The following is a 20,493-nucleotide window of genomic DNA, read 5'->3' as shown; positions in this document are numbered from 1 at the left end:
CGTCAGGCCTGGTCGGCCGCCGCGCTCGCCTCCTGCTCGGCGATCTGGCGCCGCACGTCGTCCATGTCGAGCGCGTTGACCTTGCCGAGGAGGTCCTCGAAGGCCGCGGGCGGCATCGCGCCGGCGTTGCGGTAGACCAGGATCTGGTCGCGGAAGACCATGAGCGTCGGGATCGACGTGATCTGCGCCTGCGCGGCCAGCGCCTGCTGGTCCTCGGTGTCCACCTTGCCGAAGACGATCTCGGGGTGGGACTCCGAGGCCTTGCTGAAGGTCGGCGCGAACTGGCGGCACGGGCCGCACCACGAGGCCCAGAAGTCGAGCACGACGGTGCCGTTCTCGCTGATCGTGCTCTCGAAGTTCTCGGCCGTGATCTCGATGGTGGCCATGCGTGCTGCTCCTGTCTGCGGGATCGGGCTCCGCTACGACGTCGGGTGTCCATGCGCGTCAACGCCGAGCGGTGCGTCGGCATTCCGCCGGGCCCGCATGGTCCAGCCCGCGCCGAGCGTCACCACGACGGCGACGACGCCCGCCCCGGTCGAGACGAGGAAGCCGGTGTGGGAGCCGTGCGCGTCGATGAGCGGACCCGCGATCGCGGACCCCGCCGCGACCCCGACGCCGAGCGCCGTGCCCACCCACGTGAGCCCCTCGGTGAGGCGCGTGCCCGGCACGATCTCCTGCACGAGCGAGTTGCCCGAGACCAGCGTCGGGGCGATGGACAGCCCGACCACCACCATGACGCCGGCGAGCATGACGAGCGACGTCGTGAGGAAGAAGAGCGAGACGCCGACGGCGAGCACCACCGTGCCGATGCTGAACCGGCGCCACAGCGGGCTGGACCAGCGCCGCGCGCCGTACACGAACCCGCCCACGAGGGAGCCGGCCGCGAAGCACGCGAGGATCACGCCCGACAGGCCCTTGTAGCCGGACTCCTCGGCGAACGCGACGGTCGAGACGTCGGTCGCGCCGAAGATCGTGCCCATGCACACGAACACCACGACGAGCACGAGCATCCGGCGGTTGCGCAGCAGGGACTGCCGGGAGCCCGCGCTCGCGGCGTCGACCCGGCCGCTGGGCGGCGGCTCGGTGGCGCGCTGCGCGAGGAACGCGTAGCCGCCCAGCACCGCGGCGACGATCGCGACGGCGAGACCGGCCGCCGGGTGCACCCCGGTCGCGAGCACGGTCGCCAGGACGGGGCCGACGACGAACACGACCTCGTCGAGCACCGACTCGAGCGCGTAGGCGGTGTGCATCTCGTCGTGGGTGTCGGTCACGGCGTTCCACCGCGTGCGCACCAGCGAGCCCATGCTTCCCAGCGACGCACCGACGACGACGGCGAGCACGAGCAGGACGGGGACGGGCGCCATCGCGTTCGCCGCGAGGGCGAGGGCGGCGAGCGCGGTCATCGAGATCGCGATCGCCGGGCGCATGACACGCGCCTGGCCGTAGCGGTCGATGAGCTTGGCGATCTGCGGCGCGGCGACCGCCTGCGCGACGACGAACACGCCCGAGACCTGTCCGGCGAGTCCGTAGGAGCCGTACAGACGCTGGTCGGACAGCATGAGGACGATGCCGATGCCGACCATGGAGATCGGCAGGCGCGCGAACAGGCCGGCGAGGGAGAACTTCCAGGCGCCGGGCTTGCTGAGGACCTCGCGGTAGGGGCGGAACATCGCCCGCAGTCTCTCACCCGACCGGCCGGACGGTCGAATCGATTCGGTGCGTCCCGCCTCCGACGGTCGGCGGGAAAAGTTCATCGAAGCGTTACGCCCCGGGGTACCCCGCGTCGGTGGCTCGTCGTAACGTCACGAGGTCAGCCGTCGTACGGAGGGAACGCAAGGATGCACAGACGGACACGATTCGTCGCTGCGGCCGGAGCCGCAAGTCTCGTCACGGCGGGGGCGGTGATCGTCCCGGCTACCGCCTACGCGGACGTCAGCGCCGACGCCGCCGTGGTGATCAACGAGGTCTACGGAGGTGGTGGCGGGGGATCCTCCGTCTACCAGCAGGACTTCGTCGAGCTTCGCAACACCAGTGCTGCACCGGTCGACCTGACCGGATACTCGGTGCAGTACGCCGCAGCCGCGGGGACGAACTGGTCGGGTCGAATCGATCTCGCCGGCTCGATCGCCCCGGGCGACACCTTCCTCGTGGTCACGGGCACGGCCGGGTCCGGCACCCCGACGCCGACGGGAGACGTCACCGGATCGGTCAACCTGGCCCAGGCCAACGGCAACGTCGCCCTCGTGTCCCGTCAGACGGCGCTCACGTGCGCCACCACGGCCTGCGCCACCGACGACGCGGTCGTCGACCTCGTCGGCTACGGCACCGGCGCCGCCTTCGCCGGGTCCGGCCCGGCCACCGGGATGAGCCAGACCACCTCCGTCGCCCGCAACGCCGCGGGCACCAACACCGGCAACAACGCCGCGGACTTCGCGGCCGGCGCGCCGACGCCGCAGGCCTCGACGGGCACGACTCCGACGCCGGAGCCCACCACCGAGCCGACGGTGGCGCCGACCACTGAGCCGACCATCCAGCCCACCACCGGACCGACCACTGGGCCCACCACCGAGCCGACCAGTGAGCCCACGGCAGAGCCGACGGGCGGGCCCACGGCCCCGAGCTGGACCCCGATCGCGCAGATCCAGGGCACCGGCACCTCCGTCGCCGTCACGGGCACCGTGACGACGCGCGGCGTGGTCACGGCGGCGTACCCCACGGGCGGGTTCGCCGGCTACGTCATCCAGACCCCCGGCACCGGCGGGACCACCACCGGCCGGACGGCGTCGGACGCGATCTTCGTCTACTCCCCGAACACCGTGGCCCAGGTCGAGATCGGCGACTACGTCGAGGTGACCGGCGCGGCGGGTGAGTTCAACGGCCTGAGCCAGGTCGACCTGCGCAGCGGCACCCTCACGGAGCTGACCGACGAGGTCGAGCCGGTCGTCCCGCTCTCGATGGCCTGGCCGGCCACCGACGCCGAGCGCGAGGCGATCGAGTCGATGCTCCTCGCGCCCGCGGGCGACTACACGGTGACGAACACCTACTCCACCAACCAGTACGCCGAGGTCGGCCTCGCGAGCGGCACCACGCCGCTGCGCCAGCCCACCGACGTCGCGCGTCCGAACAGCGTCGAGGCCGCTGCGGTGGTCGCCGACAACGCCTCTCGCGCGGTCACGCTCGACGACGGCGCGACGACGAACTTCCTCGCTGCCGCCAACCAGTCGCAGACGCCGCCCTACGTCTCGCTCACCGACCCGGTGCGCGTCGGTGCCCCGGTGACGTTCACGCACCCGGTCGTCGTCGACTACCGCAACAACACGTGGAAGCTCGCGCCGACGTCGCAGGTCACCCCCGCGGACCCGGCCGCCTACCCCGCGACGTTCGCGAACACCCGGACCGCCGGGCCGGACGCCGCCGCGATCGGCGACGCCGACCTCACCCTCGCCTCGTTCAACGTCCTCAACTACTTCACGACGCTCGGCGCGGACACGCCCGGGTGCACCGCGTACACGGACCGGACCGGCAACGGCGTCACCGTGAACAGCGGCTGCGACCCCCGAGGGGCCTGGGACGCCGACGACCTGAAGCGGCAGCAGGACAAGATCGTCGCCGCGATCGGGGGCATCGACGCGAGCGTCATCGGGCTCATGGAGATCGAGAACTCGGCCAAGCTCGGCGAGACCCCGGACGAGGCCACGGCCACGCTCGTCGCCGCCCTCAACGCGGCAGCGGGCACCACGAAGTGGGCCTACGTCCCGTCCAGCACCGAGCTGCCGCCCGTGAGCACGCAGGACGTGATCACGAACGCGATCATCTACCAGCCGGCCGAGGTCACCCCGGACGGCGCCTCCCACGCGCTCGGCACGGCGTCGGGCACGAACCAGGCGTTCGACAACGCGCGTGAGCCGATCGGCCAGCGGTTCGTCCCCGCGGGGGACTCCGGCGACGACGAGGACGCGATCTTCGTCGTGGTCAACCACTTCAAGTCCAAGGGCTCGGCGGGACCGCTGCCGGGCGACGCGGACAGCGGTGACGGCCAGGGTGCGTCCAACGCCTCCCGCGTCGCGCAGGCCACGGCGCTGCGCGACTGGCTGCCGACGGTGACCGAGGAGGGCGACGCCGTCGCCCTCGTGGGTGACTTCAACTCCTACGGCACGGAGGACCCGCTCGAGGTGCTCTACGACGACGGGTTCACCGACGTCGAGCAGCACTTCGACGTCCCGGAGAGCTCCTACAGCTTCTCGGGCCTGTCCGGGTCGCTGGACCACGTCCTCCTCAACGAGGCGGCCCTGGCGCGCGCGACCGGCGCCGACATCTGGTCGATCAACTCGGGCGAGTCGATCGCGCTGGAGTACAGCCGGTACAACTACCACGGCACGCTCTTCTACGCCCCGGACGCCTACCGGTCCTCCGACCACGACCCGGTGGTCGTGGGCCTCACGGCCGACGGCGGAGCGGCCGAGCCGATCGAGCTCGACCTCGTCAACCTCAACGACTTCCACGGGCGGATCGACGCCAACACCGTGAAGGTCGCAGGCACGGTGGAGCAGCTGCGCGCGCAGAACCCCGAGGGCACGGTCTTCGTGTCCGCCGGTGACAACATCGGCGCATCGCTGTTCGCCTCGGCGCTGCAGCAGGACCAGCCGACGATCGACGTCCTCAACGCGCTCGACCTCGCCACCTCGGCCGTGGGCAACCACGAGTTCGACCAGGGCTACGCCGACCTCACCGACCGCGTGATCGGGGCCGACAAGCCGAACGCGCAGTGGGCCTACCTCGGTGCGAACGTCTACGAGAAGGGCACCCAGACCCCGGCTCTGCCGGAGTACGACGTCGTGGAGGTCGACGGCGTGCGCCTGGGCTTCGTGGGCGTGGTGACGGAGGAGACGCCGACGCTCGTGACGCCGTCGGGCATCGCGGACCTCGACTTCGGCGACCCCGTCGAGGCGCTCAACCGGGTGACCGGCGAGCTGCTCGACGGCGACGAGTCGAACGGCGAGGCCGACGTGGTGGTCGCGCTCGTGCACGAGGGCGCCGGCGCGGGCACGCCCGACGGCGCCACGATCGAGCAGGAGATCGCCGCCGGCGGCGCGTTCGCCGACGTCGTGACCGGCACCGACCCGCGGGTCGCGGCCTTCCTCACCGGCCACACCCACAAGCAGTACGCGTGGGACGCGCCGATCACGGGCACCGACCGCACGCGACCGGTCATCCAGACCGGCAGCTACGGCGAGTTCGTGGGGCACACCACGCTGCTCGTGGACCCGGGTTCGTTCGAGGTCGTGGACTACGCCGTGGAGAACGTCGCCCGGACGACCACCTCAGACGCCGAGCTCGTCGCGGCCTACCCGCGGGTGGCCGACGTCAAGACGATCGTCGACGCGGCGCTCGCCGAGGCGACCGTGATCGGCGCGCAGCCGGTGGGTGCGGTGACGTCGGACATCACGACGGCGTTCGCGGGCGGGTCGTTCGCGAACGGCGTCTGGACCGGCGGCACGCGGGACGACCGCGCGTCGGAGTCCGCGCTGGGCAACCTCGTGGCGAGCTCGCTGCGCGACACGCTCGCCGACGACAGCCGGGGCGGCGCCGACATCGGCGTCGTCAACCCGGGCGGCCTGCGGTCCGAGCTGTACTACGCCCCGGACGGCGTCGTGACCTACGCGGAGGCGAACGGCGTCCTGCCGTTCGTGAACAACCTCTGGACGGTCACGCTCACGGGCGCGCAGCTGGACACGCTGCTCGAGCAGCAGTGGCAGACGAACGCCGACGGCGTGACGCGGCCCTCCCGGCCGTATCTCGCTCTGGGTCTGTCGGACAACGTCACCTGGGTCGCGGACACCGCCGACGGCAACGCGACGCCGGGCGACAACGTGTCGGCGATCTACGTGAACGGCGAGCTCGTGCAGCCCGACGACACGTTCACCGTGGCGACGTTCTCGTTCCTGGCGACCGGAGGTGACAACTTCCGGGTCTTCACGCAGGGCACCGGGGTGCGTGACTCCGGCCTCGTGGACCGCGACGCGTGGATCGACTACATCACGGCCAACAGCCCGCTGACGCCGTCGTTCGCCCGCACCCGCACCGTCCTGCCGGCCCTGCCCGGCACGGTCGAGGCCGGCTCGGACGTGACGCTCGACCTCGCCGGGCTCAACCTCACGTCGCTGGGGGCGCCCGCCAACGCGAGCGTCTCGGTGACGCTCGGGGACGCCCTCGTCGGCACGGCGCCGGTCCTCGCCGGGACGTCGTCGGTCACCGTCACGGTGCCCGCCGACGCCGTGGCCGGGGACACCGCGTTCACGGTCACGGTCGACCCGGCCGGGACGGTGGCGCAGATCCCCGTGACGATCGCGGCCGCGGCCGAGAAGACCGTGGACCTCACGCTGCTCAACGTCAACGACTTCCACGGCCGGATCGACGCCAACACCGTGAAGGTCGCCGGGACGATCGAGCAGCAGCGGGCCGAGGTCGAGGCCGCCGGCGGCGAGGTCGCGTTCCTGTCTGCGGGCGACAACATCGGGGCGTCGCTGTTCGCCTCGTCGGTCGCGCAGGACCAGCCGACCATCGACGTGCTGAACGCACTGGACCTGGCGGCCTCCGCCGTCGGGAACCACGAGTTCGACGGCTCCTTCGCCGACCTGACCGACCGGGTGATCGGGTCGGAGGCCGACCCCAACGCGGACTGGACCTACCTCGGGGCGAACGTCTACGACGCCACGGGCAACCCGGTCCTGCCCGAGTACGAGCTGCTCGAGCTGGGCGACGTGACGGTCGGCGTGATCGGCGCCGTCACCCAGGAGACGCCGTCGCTCGTCTCGCCGGGCGGCATCGAGGGCCTCACCTTCGGTGACCCGGTCGAGGCGGTCAACCGCGTCGCGGCGCAGCTCACCGACGGCGACCCGGCCAACGGCGAGGCCGACGTCCTCGTGGCCGAGTACCACGAGGGGGCCGGCGCGGGCACGCCCGACGGCGCCACGCTCGAGGAGGAGGTCGCGGCCGGCGGCGCGTTCGCCGACATCGTGACGAAGACCTCGGCGTCGGTGGACGTCATCTTCACCGGCCACACGCACAAGCAGTACGCGTGGGACGCCCCGGTCCCGGGCGTGGACGGGGCGACCCGGCCGGTGCTGCAGACGGGCTCCTACGGGGAGTTCGTGGGTCGCGTCGACCTCACCTACGACACCGAGACCGACACGGTCACCGCCCACACGGCGACCAACGTGGCCCGCACCACGACGGCCGACGCCGAGCTCGTGGCGGCCTACCCGCGGGTGGCCGAGGTCAAGACGATCGTCGACGCGGCGCTCGCCTACGCGGACGTGATCGGCGCCGAGCCGGTCGGTTCGGTGACCGCGGACATCACGACCGCGTTCGCCGGCGGCTCGTACGTCAACGGGGTCTGGACCGGGGGCACCCGGGACGACCGGGCGTCGGAGTCGGCACTCGGGAACCTCGTGGCGAACTCGCTGGTGGAGTCGCTGTCGGCACCCGAGCGGGGCGCGGCGACGATCGGCGTGGTCAACCCCGGCGGCCTGCGGGCCGAGCTCCTGCGCGGGGCGGACGGGGTGATCACGTACGCCGAGGCCAACGCGGTCCTGCCGTTCGTGAACAACCTCTGGACCACGACGCTCACGGGCGACCAGGTCATCGAGATGCTCGAGCAGCAGTGGCAGACCACGGCGACCGGGACCGTGCCCTCGCGGCCGTTCCTCAAGCTCGGCCTGTCCGAGAACGTCTCCTACACCTACGACCCCGACCCGGACGGCGACGGCGTGCTGCTCGGCGACCTCGACGACCAGGGCAGGCACATCACCTCGGTCACGGTCGACGGGGCACCGATCGACGAGGCCGGGCAGTACCGGATCGGGTCGTTCTCCTTCCTCCTGCAGGGCGGGGACAACTTCCGGATCTTCACGTCGGGCACCGACACGCGCGACTCGGGTCTCATCGACCGTGACGCGTGGATCGACTACCTGCGTGACGCCTCGCCGCTCTCGCCGGACTTCGCCAAGCAGGCGGTGGCCGTGGAGCCGGTGGAGCCCGTCGTGGCGGGCGGCACGCTGGCCGTGACGCTCTCCCGGTTCGACCTCACCTCGCTCGGCGCGCCGCAGAACACCACGGCGACCGCGCTGCTCGGTGGGACCGCGGTCGGGACGGCGACGGTGTCGGGCGGGTCCGTGACGCTGAACGTCGTGGTGCCGGCCACGACGCCCGTGGGGCAGCAGCTCCTCACGGTGCGGCTCGCGCCCTCGGGCACCGAGGTGACGATCCCGATCGAGGTCGAGGCGGCTCCGCCGGTGAAGGTGACGACCACGACGAGCCTGTGGCTGTCGCAGCAGGACGTGCGCAAGTGGCAGATCCTGCCGGTGCTCGCGACGTCCTACGTGCGGGCCTCGGACGGGTCGTTCGTGACCGGCACGGTCGAGATCCGGTCCGGTGACCGGGTGGTGAGCCGGGCACCGGTGTTCGCCGGGGTCTCGATCGCGCTGATCTGGCCCTGGCAGCAGCAGGTCGGCACACAGGAGCTGACCGCGACCTTCATCCCGCGCGACGGCGGCCCGGCCGGGTCGACGAGCGCTCCGGTGAAGTTCCGGGTCCGCTGACGCAGCAGAAGGGGGCCGACCGCGATGCGGTCGGCCCCCTTCTGCGTGCCCGGCGCCTGTGTGGGCGCGAGGCGTCAGGCGATCGCGTCCGCCACCACGGCGCGCGCCGCGTCCTGCACCTGCTCGAGGTGCTCGGGCGAGACGAACGACTCGGCGTAGATCTTGTAGACGTCCTCGGTGCCGGACGGCCGAGCGGCGAACCAGGCGTTCGCCGTCGTGACCTTGAGCCCACCGATGGGCTCACCGTTGCCGGGCGCCGTGACCAGCCGCGCGGTGATCTCCTCGCCCGCGAGCGTCGTGGCGGTGACGGCCGACGGCGAGAGCGCCGTGAGCGCGGCCTTCTCCTCGCGCGTCGCGGGCGCGTCCACGCGGGCGTACCAGGACTCCCCGTGCCTCGCCACGAGCGAGCGGTGGTAGGCCGACGGCGAGGCGCCGGTCTTCGCGGTGATCTCGGCCGCGAGCAGGTCGAGGATGAAGCCGTCCTTGTCCGTGGTCCAGACGGTGCCGTCGAGCCGGAGGAACGAGGCCCCTGCGCTCTCCTCGCCACCGAAGCCCATCGTGGTCTGCAGCAGGCCGTCGGCGAAGTACTTGAACCCGACGGGGGTCTCGATGAGCGGACGGCCGAGGTCGGCCGCGACGCGGTCGATGAGCGAGGACGAGACGAGCGTCTTGCCGACACCTGCCGACGCGGGCCAGCCGGACCGGTTGCGGAACAGGTAGTCGATGCAGACCGCGAGGAAGTGGTTGGGGTTCATCAGCCCGCCGTCGGGCGTGACGATCCCGTGCCGGTCGGAGTCGCCGTCATTCCCCGTCGCGAGGTCGTAGGGCGCGGAGCCGCCGTCGGGAACGGCCATGATCTCGCGCAGCGACGCCATCGCGTACGGCGAGGAGCAGTCCATCCGGATCTTGCCGTCCCAGTCCAGCGTCATGAACGAGAACTGCGGGTCGGCGTCGGGGTGGATGACCGTGAGGTCGAGCCCGTAGAGCTCGCCGATGACTCCCCAGTACTCCACGCTCGCGCCGCCGAGCGGGTCGGCGCCGATGCGCACGCCCGCTGCGCGGATCGCCTCGAGGTCGACCACCGAGGGCAGGTCGTCCACGAACGTCGCGCGGTAGTCGTGCTTGACCACGAGGTCGCTCGCGACGGCGCGCTCGTACGGCGTGCGGTCGATCGAGCCGAGGCCGGAGCGCACGAGCTCGTTGGCGCGCCGCGCGATCCAGCCGGTGACGTCGCCGCCGGCCGGGCCGCCGTCGGTCGCGTTGTACTTGATGCCGCCGTCGGTGGGCGGGTTGTGGGACGGCGTGATGACGATGCCGTCGGCGATCCCCGGCCCGGCCGTGCGCGGCCCCTCGCTGGTCGCGGCGCCGTTGTGCAGGAGGATCGAGTGGGACACCGCGGGCGTCGGCGTGTAGGAGCCGCGCGCGTCCACCCGGACCTCGACCCCGGCCGCCACGAGCACCTCGAGCACGGTGCGCTCGGCGGGCTCGGAGAGCGCATGGGTGTCGCGACCGACGTAGAGCGGCCCGTCGATGCCCTGCGCTCGGCGGTAGTCGACGATCGCCGCGGTGATCGCCGCGACGTGCGTCTCGGTGAAGCTGCCGTTGAGGCTCGAGCCGCGGTGGCCGGAGGTGCCGAAGACCACCTGCTGCACCGGGTCGTCCACGTCGGGCACGGTGTCGTAGTAGAGGCCGAGAACCTTCTCGACGTCGATGAGGTCCTCGGGCTGGGCGGGCTGGCCGGCGCGTGGGTGCATGGCCTGATCCTGCCAGCGCCGCGCACGCGCCGACTAGGCTTCGCGGCCGCGACGCCCGTCACGCCGCCGGTCACCACGGCCCCCGGCGGGGGCGTCCGGCGACGCACTCCGACTAGGCTTGCTCGCCATGGCCAAGAAGAACCGCCGGTCCTCGGGCCCCGCGCAGCGCGCGGGCGGCACGCGCCCCGGAACCCGTCCCGCCAGCTCCCGCCCGGACACGCACGGCGCCGGTGCCGACGCCGGCGCCGCCACCGCTCCCGGCGCCGCGAGCGCCGAGGCGACCACGCGGCAGCGTCGCACCCCGGTCCCCTTCGTCGCCCGCCCGTTCGAGGGCCTCGCGGGCGAGGCCGACTGGGTCGCGGTGCGCGAGATCGTGCCGTCCGCGGTGGGCACGGTGCGCACGACGGCCGAGCACGGCGCCGTCGACGTCACGATCGTGAGCCTTCTGCCCGACCTCATGCCGGCCGTGCGTCGCGAGGACGGCCAGGTGCTTGTGGCCCTGCAGACGGTTGGCACGAGCGGCGACGCGAGCCGCGACGTCGCGGACGCGCTGCTGCGCGCCCTCGAGCTCGAGCCCGGGGACGCCCTGACCACCAACGACCTGCCCGAGCCGGGACCCCGGCTGCAGGACGTACTCGACCCCGCCGTCCCCTTCGAACCCGAGGTGCGCGACGAGTTCGACTTCTGGCTCGCGCCGGGCGAGCACGCGCACGAGGTGGAGGCGGCGCTCGAGAACGCCAACGAGCTCATCGTGCCGACGCGCCCCGTCGCCGTCCCGGAGGAGCTGGGCAAGGCGTTCTGGTGCCGGATGAACGGCAAGGAGTTCCTGCGCTGGGTCGTGGCCGCCGCCGAGGAGGAGACGCTCGACGCGCTGGCGCGGCTCGCGGCGCGGCGCACCGCGGCCCTGGAGGACGGCGCACGGCTGATCGGGGCGTTCCGCACGTGCGGCGTGCTGGTCCCGGTGTGGGAGCTGGTCCGCGGCACGGAGGCCGACGAGCTGGCCGAGCCGGTCGCGGCCCTCGCCGAGCGGCTCGGGACCGCGCTGCGGACCACGGACCCGCTGACCTCCGACGAGCGCCGAGCCCGCGCCGGACTCGTCTCCCGCCAGGTCAACCTTCGCTAAAGCACACGCCACGCACGACGGCGCGCCCGCAGTCCTCGAGGCGAGCGCGGCCACGATGGGCAAGTGGCGGGCAACCGACCGGCAACCGGTCGGCAAGCGATGAGCAACAGACCAGCAACCGACGAGCATCGTAAGGTAAGCACCGTGGACGGACAGGGCGCCTCGAGCCGGGACCCACTGCGCGTCGTCCGCGCCCGTGGCGCGTCGCGTCCCGCACCCTCCGACACCGTGCGCCGGGCTCAGCGCGTCGCCGCCGTCATCCCCGCCAAGGACGAGTCCGAGCGGATCGCCGCGACCATCCGCGCCGCCCGCGCCATCCCGAGCGTCGACCTCGTGCTCGTCGTGGACGACGGCAGCACGGACGACACCCAGCACGTCGCCCGCGCCGCCGGTGCCGTCGTCGTGCGGCACTCGCACAACCGCGGCAAGGCCTCGGCGATGGAGACCGGCGCCGCGGTCGCGGCGATGCGCGACGCCGACGGCGAGCCGCCCCGCCTCCTGCTCTTCATCGACGCCGACCTCGGCGACACCGCGGTGAACACCGCACCACTCGTCCCGCCGGTGCTCGCCGGCAAGGCCGACCTCTCGGTCGCGATCCTCCCGCCGCAGGCGGGCGCCGGTGGTCACGGCATCGTGCTCGGCCTCGCACGTCGCGCGATCCAGGCGGTGTCGGGCGGGTGGACGCCCAAGGCGCCGCTGTCCGGTCAGCGCTGCCTCACCCGCGAGGCGTTCGAGGCCGCGACGCCGCTCGCGCGTGGCTGGGGCGTGGAGACCGGGATGACGATCGACCTGCTCGAGCAGGGCTTCGCCGTCGTGGAGGTGCCGTGCGACCTGCGCCACCGGCCCAGCGGCAAGGACCTGCGGGGCTACCTGCACCGTGCGGCGCAGTACCGCGACATCGCCTACGCGATCTCGGTGCGCAAGGTCCGCCGGTACTGAGCGTCCGCCGGCACGGCGTGCTCAGCGCTCGCCGTCGCCCGCGCTCGCCTGCGCCGGTTCCTCGCTCGGCGCCAGCGTGAGCAGCCAGCTCGCGCACGTCGCGAGCAGCAGCGGCACCGCGAGCGCGACGCCGTAGGCCGGGATCGCGATCCCGGAGTCGTTGACGGCGAACCCGATGCCGAGCGCCACGGCGAGCGCCACGAAGCCGGGCCGCAGCATCGGCACCACGTCGCCGAGCTCGGACAGCCGCGCCCCCGCGCTCAGCCACGAGAACCGGCCCCCGCCGGGTGAGGTGATCGCCGAGCGCACCGGCCGGGCCAGCAGCAGCACGACCAGCGCGACGCCCGCGATCGCGAGGATCGTGAGCGGCCGGTTGTTCGCGAGGATCCGCAGGTTCGCCTCGAGCTTGCGGCCCACCACGTCCCACGCCCCGCCGTCCAGCACGGTCTGCACGAACCCGCCGAGGTGGGTGCGGTCCTCCGCCGGGCGCAGGTAGTCCAGGACCGCGAGCGCCGCGGTCGCGGCGACGGCGGCGCCGACGACGGCGAGCACCCGCCCCCACGTGATCCGCACCCCCGCGGCCATGAGGGCGAGCAGGGCGAACGCCGGGATGATCGCCGGCGGACCGCCGAAGTCGGCGCCGATGCCGGGGGCGCCGTCGAGCACGGTGGCGAGCAGACCGACGATCGCGACGATCGCCGCAGCACCGGCCCGCTGCCCGCGGCGCACGAGGTGGTTCGTGACGGCCAGGCAGAGGAGGATGCACGCCGTCGTGAACAGTGCGAACGCCGTGTTGTTGAAGCCGTAGAAACGGCCGGCCACGAGCACGGGCACGCCCATCACGGCCGAGAGCTGCAGGCGCGCGCCGGTCGCGACGTCGACGGCGAGCACGAGCGCCGTGAGCCCGGCCACCACGCCCATCGGGACGAGCAGGCCGGGGATGCTCGGCGCGGGGCGCGCGCTGCCCGTGACGTCCGAGCCTGCGGCGGGCGCGGGCGCGGGCGCTTGTGCGGGCGATCCGGCCACAGCGTCGACGGCGTGACGCGAGGCTCGCCGTCGTCCCGCCGCTGCGGCCGCGACCAGCGCGCCCGCGGTCACGACGGCGCAGATCGCCAGCGTGGCGACGGCCAGGGCCAGCCCCGCCGGCTCCACCCGCCACCACGGCAGGAGGTTGGCGAGGAACGTGGAGACCGGGATCGCGGCCATCGCGACGGCGACGACGCGCAGCGTGCGCAGGACCCGAGGCCGCTCGCGGGTCGGCGAGACCGTCGCCGGGTCGGTGCGCCGCCAGCGCGCGAACCACCGGCCGAGCCGGGTCGCGGTCTGTCGTGAGAGGCCGAGCGCGACCCCCGCGTAGAGGATGACGTTGAGGATGACGAGCAGGAGGTAGAACGGCGCGACGAGCGGACGCTGCGCCTGCGCGTGGTCGTTCGCGTCCACGAGGGCCGCGATGCGGTCCTCGCCCGCGTCGGTGGTCCCGGCGCCGCCGACGACGTACGGCGCCGAGCCCACGAGCGAGGCGGACGGCGTGGTGAGCCGCGCGATGCCGGCGGTGCGCAGGAACCACGGCGTGAGGTCGGTGGCCTGCACGTACCCGGGCTGGCGCGTGGAGGTCGAGGTCAGCGTGCCCGGGCCGAGCCCGTCGGCGGCGATGACCTGGAGCGCGGGGCTGGACCCGGAGTCGGCGAGCGAGGCGGCGACGACGAGCGGGCGGTCCCGTGCGTCCCCGGCGGCCTCCGCGACGCCGCTGAGCACCTCGCCGACGAGCGCGTCGACCACCGCGACCTGCTGGGCGCGGAACGCCGCCCGGTCCGCCTCCGACGGCTCGTCCGCGGCCGCCGATCCCGGCTGCGCCACCCAGTCCCGAACGGAGCCGACGTCGACGACGAGCACCGCGGAGTCCGCCATCGCGTCGCGAACGGCGTGCTCGAGCGCCGCGGCGTCCTCGGGCCGGGGGAGCGCGGTGCCGGCGACGGCACCGTTCGACGTGGCCAGCGCGATCGCGGCGCCGGGCCCGATCGCCGTCGCGGCCACACCCGCCGCGCGCAGCTCGTCGCCGAGGAGACCGGGGCGGGAGTCGTAGGAGGAGCTCGCGGACGCCGCCGCGTAGTCCGCCCAGCCGGGCACCGTCGCGCCGGTCGCGGCGCCGTCGGTCGAGGCCTCCTCGAGCGGCCGGCAGGTGAGGCCGGAGTCGTCGGTGGTGCGGTCCGCCGCCGCCAGGTCGGCCGCACGCGCGCCCGAGGAGACCGCGAGCCAGCCGTCCGCGGGGCAGGTGGTCGACCGGACGCTGCGCACCACGAGGTTGCCCACGCCCGTGCCCACGCCGAGGCGCCACAGCGACGGCGTCGCCTCCGGCGAGACGTCGTCCCAGCGCACGCCCGTGAAGCCGACGACCACGAGCGGGCGGGCCTCGTCCTCGCCGTCGCGGGTGTCCGCGTGCGCCGCGGGAGACCAGGGTGCCAGCGGACCGAGCACCGTCGTCAGAAGCGCTGCGAGGAGGGTCAGCGCGAGCAGCCGCGCCGTGGGAGGGACCGGTCTGTCGCCGCGTCGGCGGGGGCGTCGGGCGGCGGGTGCGATCACGCTGCCAGGGTAGGCGAGCGGATAGGGTCGCTCGGGGCGGAACTCCGCACCCGAGGTCGAGGCGAGACGGAGAAGTCGTGGAGAACGGGGCCCGGCCGCTCGTCGTCGCCGGGTTCGCTCGCGGCGCCGGCCCGTGGGTCGTCGAGCACCTCCTGCGCGGCACCGCCTGGTCCCGCGTCGAGGCGCTCGACGGCGAGCCGGCCTCGGCGGGTGCGCTCGCCGTCGCGCACGGTGGGGGTGGGCAGGGTGCCGCCGCTCCTGACGCCGCGGACGTCCCCGCCCTCCCGGACCTGCCCGCGCTCGCCGTGCTCGCCGTCCCCTCGGACGAGGTCGCCGGGTACGCGGCGCGGCTGGCCGGGGTGCTGCCGCCCGGGTCCGGCGTGGTCGTGGTGACCGCGGGCAGCATGGCGAGCCTCGCGGCGGTGACCGCCGTCGAGCCGAGCTGGCAGGTGTGCGGGCTGCACATGCTGTTCGACATCTACCGCACGGGTCCGCAGGGGCAGACCTGCTACGTCGTGGAGCGCACGAACCCGCTCGGTCAGTGGGTGGCCGCGCTCGTGGAGCGGGCCGGCGGCGTCGTGAAGTCCGGCCCCGCCGCGGTGCACGACGAGACGATGGCGCTGGTCCAGGCGCTGCCGCACCGCATGCTCACGGCGTTCGTCGACGAGGTGCTGCGCTCGGACGTGCACCTGGAGGACGAGCTGTGGGCGGCCCGCACGCCGCTGTTCGAGGCGTTGCTCAGCCTCGGCGTCGGCGTGCTCGACACCCGTCGGGAGAACTCCCTGGCCGCGGCGCAGGAGCTGCCCACCACGCCGGCCGTCCGTGCGGGCTACGACGCCGCGCTCGCGCGCTTCGACGCCGCGGCCGACGCGCACGCCACCGCGGACCACCTCGGCGTGGTGCGCGACGCGCTCACCGGCGCCGCCTACGACTCCCTGCGCCGGGTCGGCGCGAACGCCGTCGCGGCGGTGCAGGCCAAGCGTGCCGAGCTCGCGCTGCACCGCCGCACCGGAGCGCTCATCGGGCTGCGCACCGTCACCGACGCGGGCAGCCTGCGGGTGGGCCGGGTCGTCGGGATCGAGCCGAACACCGTCACGCTCGAGGAGCTGCTCGTCGGGCCGCCCGGGCGCGCGGCGCTGCTGGACGGGCCGGGGGTGCGCAACGCGCGCCGGCTCGGCGTCGCAGGCCGGGTGCACCGCACGACGTTCGCCCTCGGCCACGTCACGCTGCTCGAGCCGACCGCGCTGCAGGCCGAGCTCGACGCCTGGCTCGGGATCATCCACCGCGACGTGCGGCTGCTCGTGCCCGAGTCGGTCTCGGGGCTCGGCGTGCTGGCCGCCGTCGCGCAGCTGCCGCAGGTGCGCGACGCCGCGCACGTCGACGACGTCGTGCGGGTCGGCCAGCGGTCCGTCGTGCTGCGCATCGGCATCCGGGCCGACCGCGACCTCGAGGCGACCGTGGAGTCGGTCCGGGCGTACGTCGCGGGCGTGTACCGGTGGCCCGCGGGGGTGGCGCTCGCGCACGAGGCAGCGGGTGATGCAGCCACAGGGCCGACCGACGCCCCAGCACAGGCCCGCGTCCACTTCCTCGGACCGCGCGGCTCGTTCTCCGAGGTCGCGGCCGGCAGCGTCGAGCAGCTCGTCGCCGCGCGGCCGCGTGCGCTCGTGGCCGAACCGTCGTTCGACGCGGTCCTCGCGGGCGTCGCGGCGGGCGGACTGGGCGTGCTGCCGGTGTCGAGCTCGGCGTCGGGCCTGGTCTGGCGCGCCGTCGAGGCGCTCCTGGCCGCGCCGCCCGCCGCGGACGGCGGCCCGACCGCGGGCGGGATGATCGACGTCGCCGTCCGCTTCGACGCCTACGGCCGTCCCGGCACGTTCCTCGAGGACCTGCGCGGTGCCGTCGTGCTCAGCCATCCGCAGGCGATCGCGCAGTGCGGGGCGTTCATCCGGCGCTGGGGCCTGCGCCCGGTCCCGGTGTCCTCCACCGCGCGCGGGCTGGAGATCCTCGCGGACCCGGGGCTCGCCGTCGTCGACGGCCTCGCGGACGTGCCCGGCGTCGCCGGGGTTCTCGACGGCGAGCCCGCCGTCGCGCTCGGCGTGCAGGACCGCGGGGCGAACCTCGGCCTGGTGACGCTCGAGCGCGAGGTCGACGACCTTCCGGGCTCGATCACGCGGTTCCTCGTGGTCGGCCCGGCGGGCACGTTCGGTGCGGCGCCGGGCGGGGCGCGGCCGACGCTGCGCAGCGTGTGGGTGGGCTCCGGGCTGCGCGCGGGCGCGCTCGCGGCGACCGGCACGGAGGCGCGGTTCGACGAGCTGCTCTCCGACGGTGAGGGCCGGTTCCTCCTCGTGACGAGCGGGCCCGGGCCCGGGGGGATCGCGGGGACTGGGCTCGCGGCGGGCGGGGAGCCGTTCGCCGAGCGCGCGCGGCTGCTGGGAGAGATCCCGTGGAGCCCGCGCACTCCGGTGGTGCGGCCCGGCTGAGGTGCGTCTCCCGGCCATCGAGGCGCGGCCGGCCTGTGCCCGCCACGATGGGGGAGTTCGGTGCGCCGCGGCGGACTCGACGGCAGACTGCGGGGGTGTTCTTCACCTCCGCGTCCATGTCGCCCTCGCCCGACGATCGCCCTCGCCCCGACGGCTCCGGCGAGGAGCCGCCACCGCCGCCGGACGCCTACGCGGACAGTCGTCTGGACACGTTCCTCACGGCGTTCCACCGACTGTCCCAGGCGGCAGCGGCCCGCGCGGCCAGTGAGGCCGCCGGGGGTGTCGGACTGGTCGCCCGGGTCACCGACCACCTCGGCGTCAACCCGGGCACGCTGCCGGTCGTGACCGAGGCGGTCGCCCCGATGCGCGTGGTCGACATCGACGTCGCGGTCGCGCACGTCGTCGAGGCGCACGGTGGTGGCGAGCTGGTCGGTGTCGGGGGAGGCGACCAGCGCTGGCACATGTCGTTCGCCGACATGCTGCAGGAGAACGGGTGGGCACGACTGAGGGTCGGCGCCGTCGAGTACCGGCGCGAGTCGACCGGCCCGGACACCGAGCGCGACATCGTCGCCTACGGGCTGCACCTGTTCCGCCACGACGGCGTACCGGTCGCCCTGCTCCAGCGCGGCAGCAACCCGCAGTTCGGCGGTGAGCCCAAGCTGGAGGTGGTCAGCCCCGACGCGGACGCGGTGCGCAGGGTCCTGGCCGAGGTGCGCGAGGCGATGTCCACGCACTCGGTCCTGCGCGGGCAGGTCGTCGTCTTCACCTCCTCCCCGTTCGAGCCCGGCAGCGGCGGAGTCAGCTTCCTGGCCCGACCGCGGATCGAGTCGGGTCAGATCGTGCTGCCCGACGGGCTCCTGGCGCGGCTGCGGCGGCACGTCATCGGCATCGGGGAGCGGGCGAGCGAGCTGCGGGCGCTCGGTCAGCACCTCAAGCGCGGCGTGCTGCTGTACGGGCCTCCGGGCACCGGCAAGACCTTGACCGTTCGCCACCTCGTCGGGGAGTCGTCGTCGACGGTCATCGTGCTGACCGGCGCAGCGCTCGCGAACATCACGCTGGCGGCGCGGACCGCGCGTGCCCTCGCGCCCTCGATCCTCGTGCTCGAGGACTGTGATCTCGTCGCCGAGGAGCGCAGCACCTACACGAGCTCACCGCTGCTGTTCGAGGTGCTCGACGCGCTCGACGGGCTCGATCCCGATGCGGACGTCACGTTCCTGCTCACCACCAACCGCGTCGACGTCCTCGAGCCGGCGCTCGCCCAGCGGCCGGGGCGCATCGACCTCGCGGTGGAGCTGCCGCTGCCGGACGAGCGGGCTCGCCTCGCCCTGCTCGAGGTGTACGCGCGACACCTCGATCTCGGCGCCGAGGCGCTCGCGTCCGCGGCACGGGAGACGACGGGTACGACGGCGTCGCTCGCCAAGGAGCTCGTCCGCCGGGCCGTGCTCACGGCCGCGGAGGAGGGCCGAGCCGTGGCCGACGAGGACCTCGCGGCTGCTGTCGCGGAGGTGATGCGTGAGGCGCGCGGGATCGGGCAGTCGATGCTCGGGGCGTCGCCTGCTCGCGCGGCCGCAGCCCCGGGTGACGCCGACGCTGACGCCGCGGCCGACGGCGGTGCCGACGCGCTCTGACGCGCGTGGCCGGCTGGAAGGACGGGGAGTGCGTCAGCGGCGCACGCGCACCCGCAGGCCGCCCGCCTGCACCCGCACGTGCACCTCGACGGCCTCGCCCACGAGGTCGCCGTCGACCTGCACCGGCTCGGGCTTGTCCAGCTGCACGGAGATCGACCGGCCGCGGAAGAACTCGATGCTGCTGGGGTTGTAGAGCACGGTGTGCCGCACCCCGATGCCCTGCAGCAGCACGCGCCACAGCAGCGACGCCCAGCCGATGAGCCCGCCGCGGGTGTCGATCGCGGCGACGTCGAGGTAGCCGTCGTCGAGGTCGGCGTCGGGCAGCAGCACGATGCCGGCCGGGAGGCGGCCGCAGTTCGCGAACAGCAGGGTGCGCACGCGCAGCGCCTGCCACGCGCCGTTGCCCACCTGGAGTGCGAGGCGGGTGCGGCGCGCGTGCAGGTGCCGGACGCCCGCGAAGAAGTAGGCGACCCAGCCGATCCGGCGCTTGAGCGCGTCGTCGGCGCCGGCCACCATCTGCGCGTCGAACCCGGCGCCTGCCATGACGAGGAAGAGGTGCTCGGGGTACCCCTCGGCGCCCGGGTCGCTGTCGGCCGGCACGGCGGTGAGCCAGCCGAGGTCCATCTCCATCTCCCGCCCGGTGAGCGCGGTGCGCACGAGCGGGAAGTGACCGTCGACCGGGAGGTCGAGGTTGCGGGCGAGCAGGTTGCCCGTCCCCGCGGGGATGAGAGCCATGGGGATGTCGCCGCCCGCGAGCGCGGTGGCGACCGACCGCACGGTGCCGTCGCCGCCGGCGGCCACGACGACGCTCGCCCCCGACTCCAGAGCCTCCGTCGCCTGACCGACGCCCGGGTCGGCCACGGTGGTGTGGAAGATCAGCGGGTCGGGCAGGCCGAGCTCGCGCGAGATCGTGCGCGCCGCGGTCTCGAGGGCCTCGACGTCGGGCACCTTGATCGGGTTGATGACGAATGCCGCCGGGCCGACAGGGCGGGGCGTGCCGTCGTCCTCCAGCGTGGGACGTGGCACCGGGACCGGGCGAGGCGCGCGCATCGGGGGGAGCGTCGCCATGGTGCGGTGCTCGCGGTAGGTCACGGCGGCGATCCACAGCGCCACGGAGGCGAGCACGACGGCGATGATGCCGAGGACGAGCGCCGCATGGACCACGCTCCCACGCTATCGGTGTCCGCTTCGTTGAGGAGTCCCGGGAGTGCCTCGTGCGCCGCAGTCAGATCGTGGTCGCACCACAAGGCTGCCCGAACCCGTCTTCGTTCCGTCGCACCGAACGCCGCCGCTTCTCGTGCGCCGGTGCTAGCCCCGGTCTTTCATGAGGTTCTCGTCGACGGGAGCGGGGCTTGAGGTGGATCGGTGAGGGTTCTTGGGTATGACGCTGAG

General features: G+C 73.9%; 10 protein-coding genes. 5 read left to right on the top strand and 5 right to left on the bottom strand.

The window, feature by feature from the left end; genetic code table 11:
* Positions 1 to 2: 2 nt before the first annotated feature.
* The gene (gene trxA, locus FH969_RS07875) at positions 3 to 386 is read right to left on the bottom strand and encodes a thioredoxin (RefSeq protein ID WP_108718513.1); all 384 of its coding nucleotides are present in this window, start codon (positions 384 to 386) and stop codon (positions 3 to 5) included.
* 33 nt (positions 387 to 419) lie between these two features.
* The gene (locus tag FH969_RS07870; protein WP_108718512.1) at positions 420 to 1,670 is read right to left on the bottom strand and encodes an MFS transporter; all 1,251 of its coding nucleotides are present in this window, start codon (positions 1,668 to 1,670) and stop codon (positions 420 to 422) included.
* Positions 1,671 to 1,901: 231 nt separating this feature from the next.
* On the opposite strand from FH969_RS07870, the gene FH969_RS07865 reads away from it, so the two are divergent.
* Positions 1,902 to 8,600 carry an ExeM/NucH family extracellular endonuclease gene (locus FH969_RS07865; protein WP_342777002.1) on the top strand — a complete coding sequence of 2,233 codons (6,699 nt, stop codon included), beginning with the start codon at positions 1,902 to 1,904 and terminating at the stop codon, positions 8,598 to 8,600.
* 74 nt (positions 8,601 to 8,674) lie between these two features.
* Here FH969_RS07865 and pgm read toward each other — a convergent pair whose 3' ends face one another.
* Entirely contained in the window at positions 8,675 to 10,354 is a 1,680-nt protein-coding gene (pgm, locus tag FH969_RS07860; RefSeq protein WP_139986810.1) for a phosphoglucomutase (alpha-D-glucose-1,6-bisphosphate-dependent), read from the bottom strand.
* A gap of 127 nt (positions 10,355 to 10,481) precedes the next feature.
* On the opposite strand from pgm, the gene FH969_RS07855 reads away from it, so the two are divergent.
* Positions 10,482 to 11,477 (top strand): DUF5926 family protein, encoded by a 996-nt coding sequence (locus FH969_RS07855; protein WP_246071774.1) that lies wholly within the window; start codon positions 10,482 to 10,484, stop codon positions 11,475 to 11,477.
* Between the two features lie 228 nt (positions 11,478 to 11,705).
* Positions 11,706 to 12,416: a glycosyltransferase family 2 protein gene (locus FH969_RS07850; protein WP_234417933.1), complete on the top strand. Its 711-nt coding sequence runs from the start codon at positions 11,706 to 11,708 to the stop codon at positions 12,414 to 12,416.
* A gap of 21 nt (positions 12,417 to 12,437) precedes the next feature.
* Here FH969_RS07850 and FH969_RS07845 read toward each other — a convergent pair whose 3' ends face one another.
* Positions 12,438 to 14,996, bottom strand: a complete 2,559-nt coding sequence (locus FH969_RS07845; RefSeq protein ID WP_139986808.1) for a hypothetical protein — start codon at positions 14,994 to 14,996, stop codon at positions 12,438 to 12,440.
* Positions 14,997 to 15,073: 77 nt separating this feature from the next.
* Here FH969_RS07845 and FH969_RS07840 point away from each other — a divergent pair, with 77 nt between their 5' ends.
* Complete coding sequence (locus tag FH969_RS07840) at positions 15,074 to 17,473, top strand: prephenate dehydratase domain-containing protein (RefSeq protein ID WP_139986806.1); 2,400 nt, start codon at positions 15,074 to 15,076, stop codon at positions 17,471 to 17,473.
* 95 nt (positions 17,474 to 17,568) lie between these two features.
* The gene (locus tag FH969_RS07835; RefSeq protein ID WP_139986804.1) at positions 17,569 to 19,101 is read left to right on the top strand and encodes an AAA family ATPase; all 1,533 of its coding nucleotides are present in this window, start codon (positions 17,569 to 17,571) and stop codon (positions 19,099 to 19,101) included.
* A gap of 33 nt (positions 19,102 to 19,134) precedes the next feature.
* Here FH969_RS07835 and FH969_RS07830 read toward each other — a convergent pair whose 3' ends face one another.
* The gene (locus tag FH969_RS07830; protein ID WP_246071773.1) at positions 19,135 to 20,265 is read right to left on the bottom strand and encodes a diacylglycerol/lipid kinase family protein; all 1,131 of its coding nucleotides are present in this window, start codon (positions 20,263 to 20,265) and stop codon (positions 19,135 to 19,137) included.
* Positions 20,266 to 20,493: the final 228 nt, after the last annotated feature.

The sequence above is a fragment of the Miniimonas arenae genome, assembly GCF_006351005.1.
In the GTDB taxonomy this organism is placed as follows: domain Bacteria; phylum Actinomycetota; class Actinomycetes; order Actinomycetales; family Beutenbergiaceae; genus Miniimonas; species Miniimonas arenae.
Note: the sequence above shows the minus strand (reverse complement) of the source record. Positions and strands in the feature narration are given on the sequence as shown.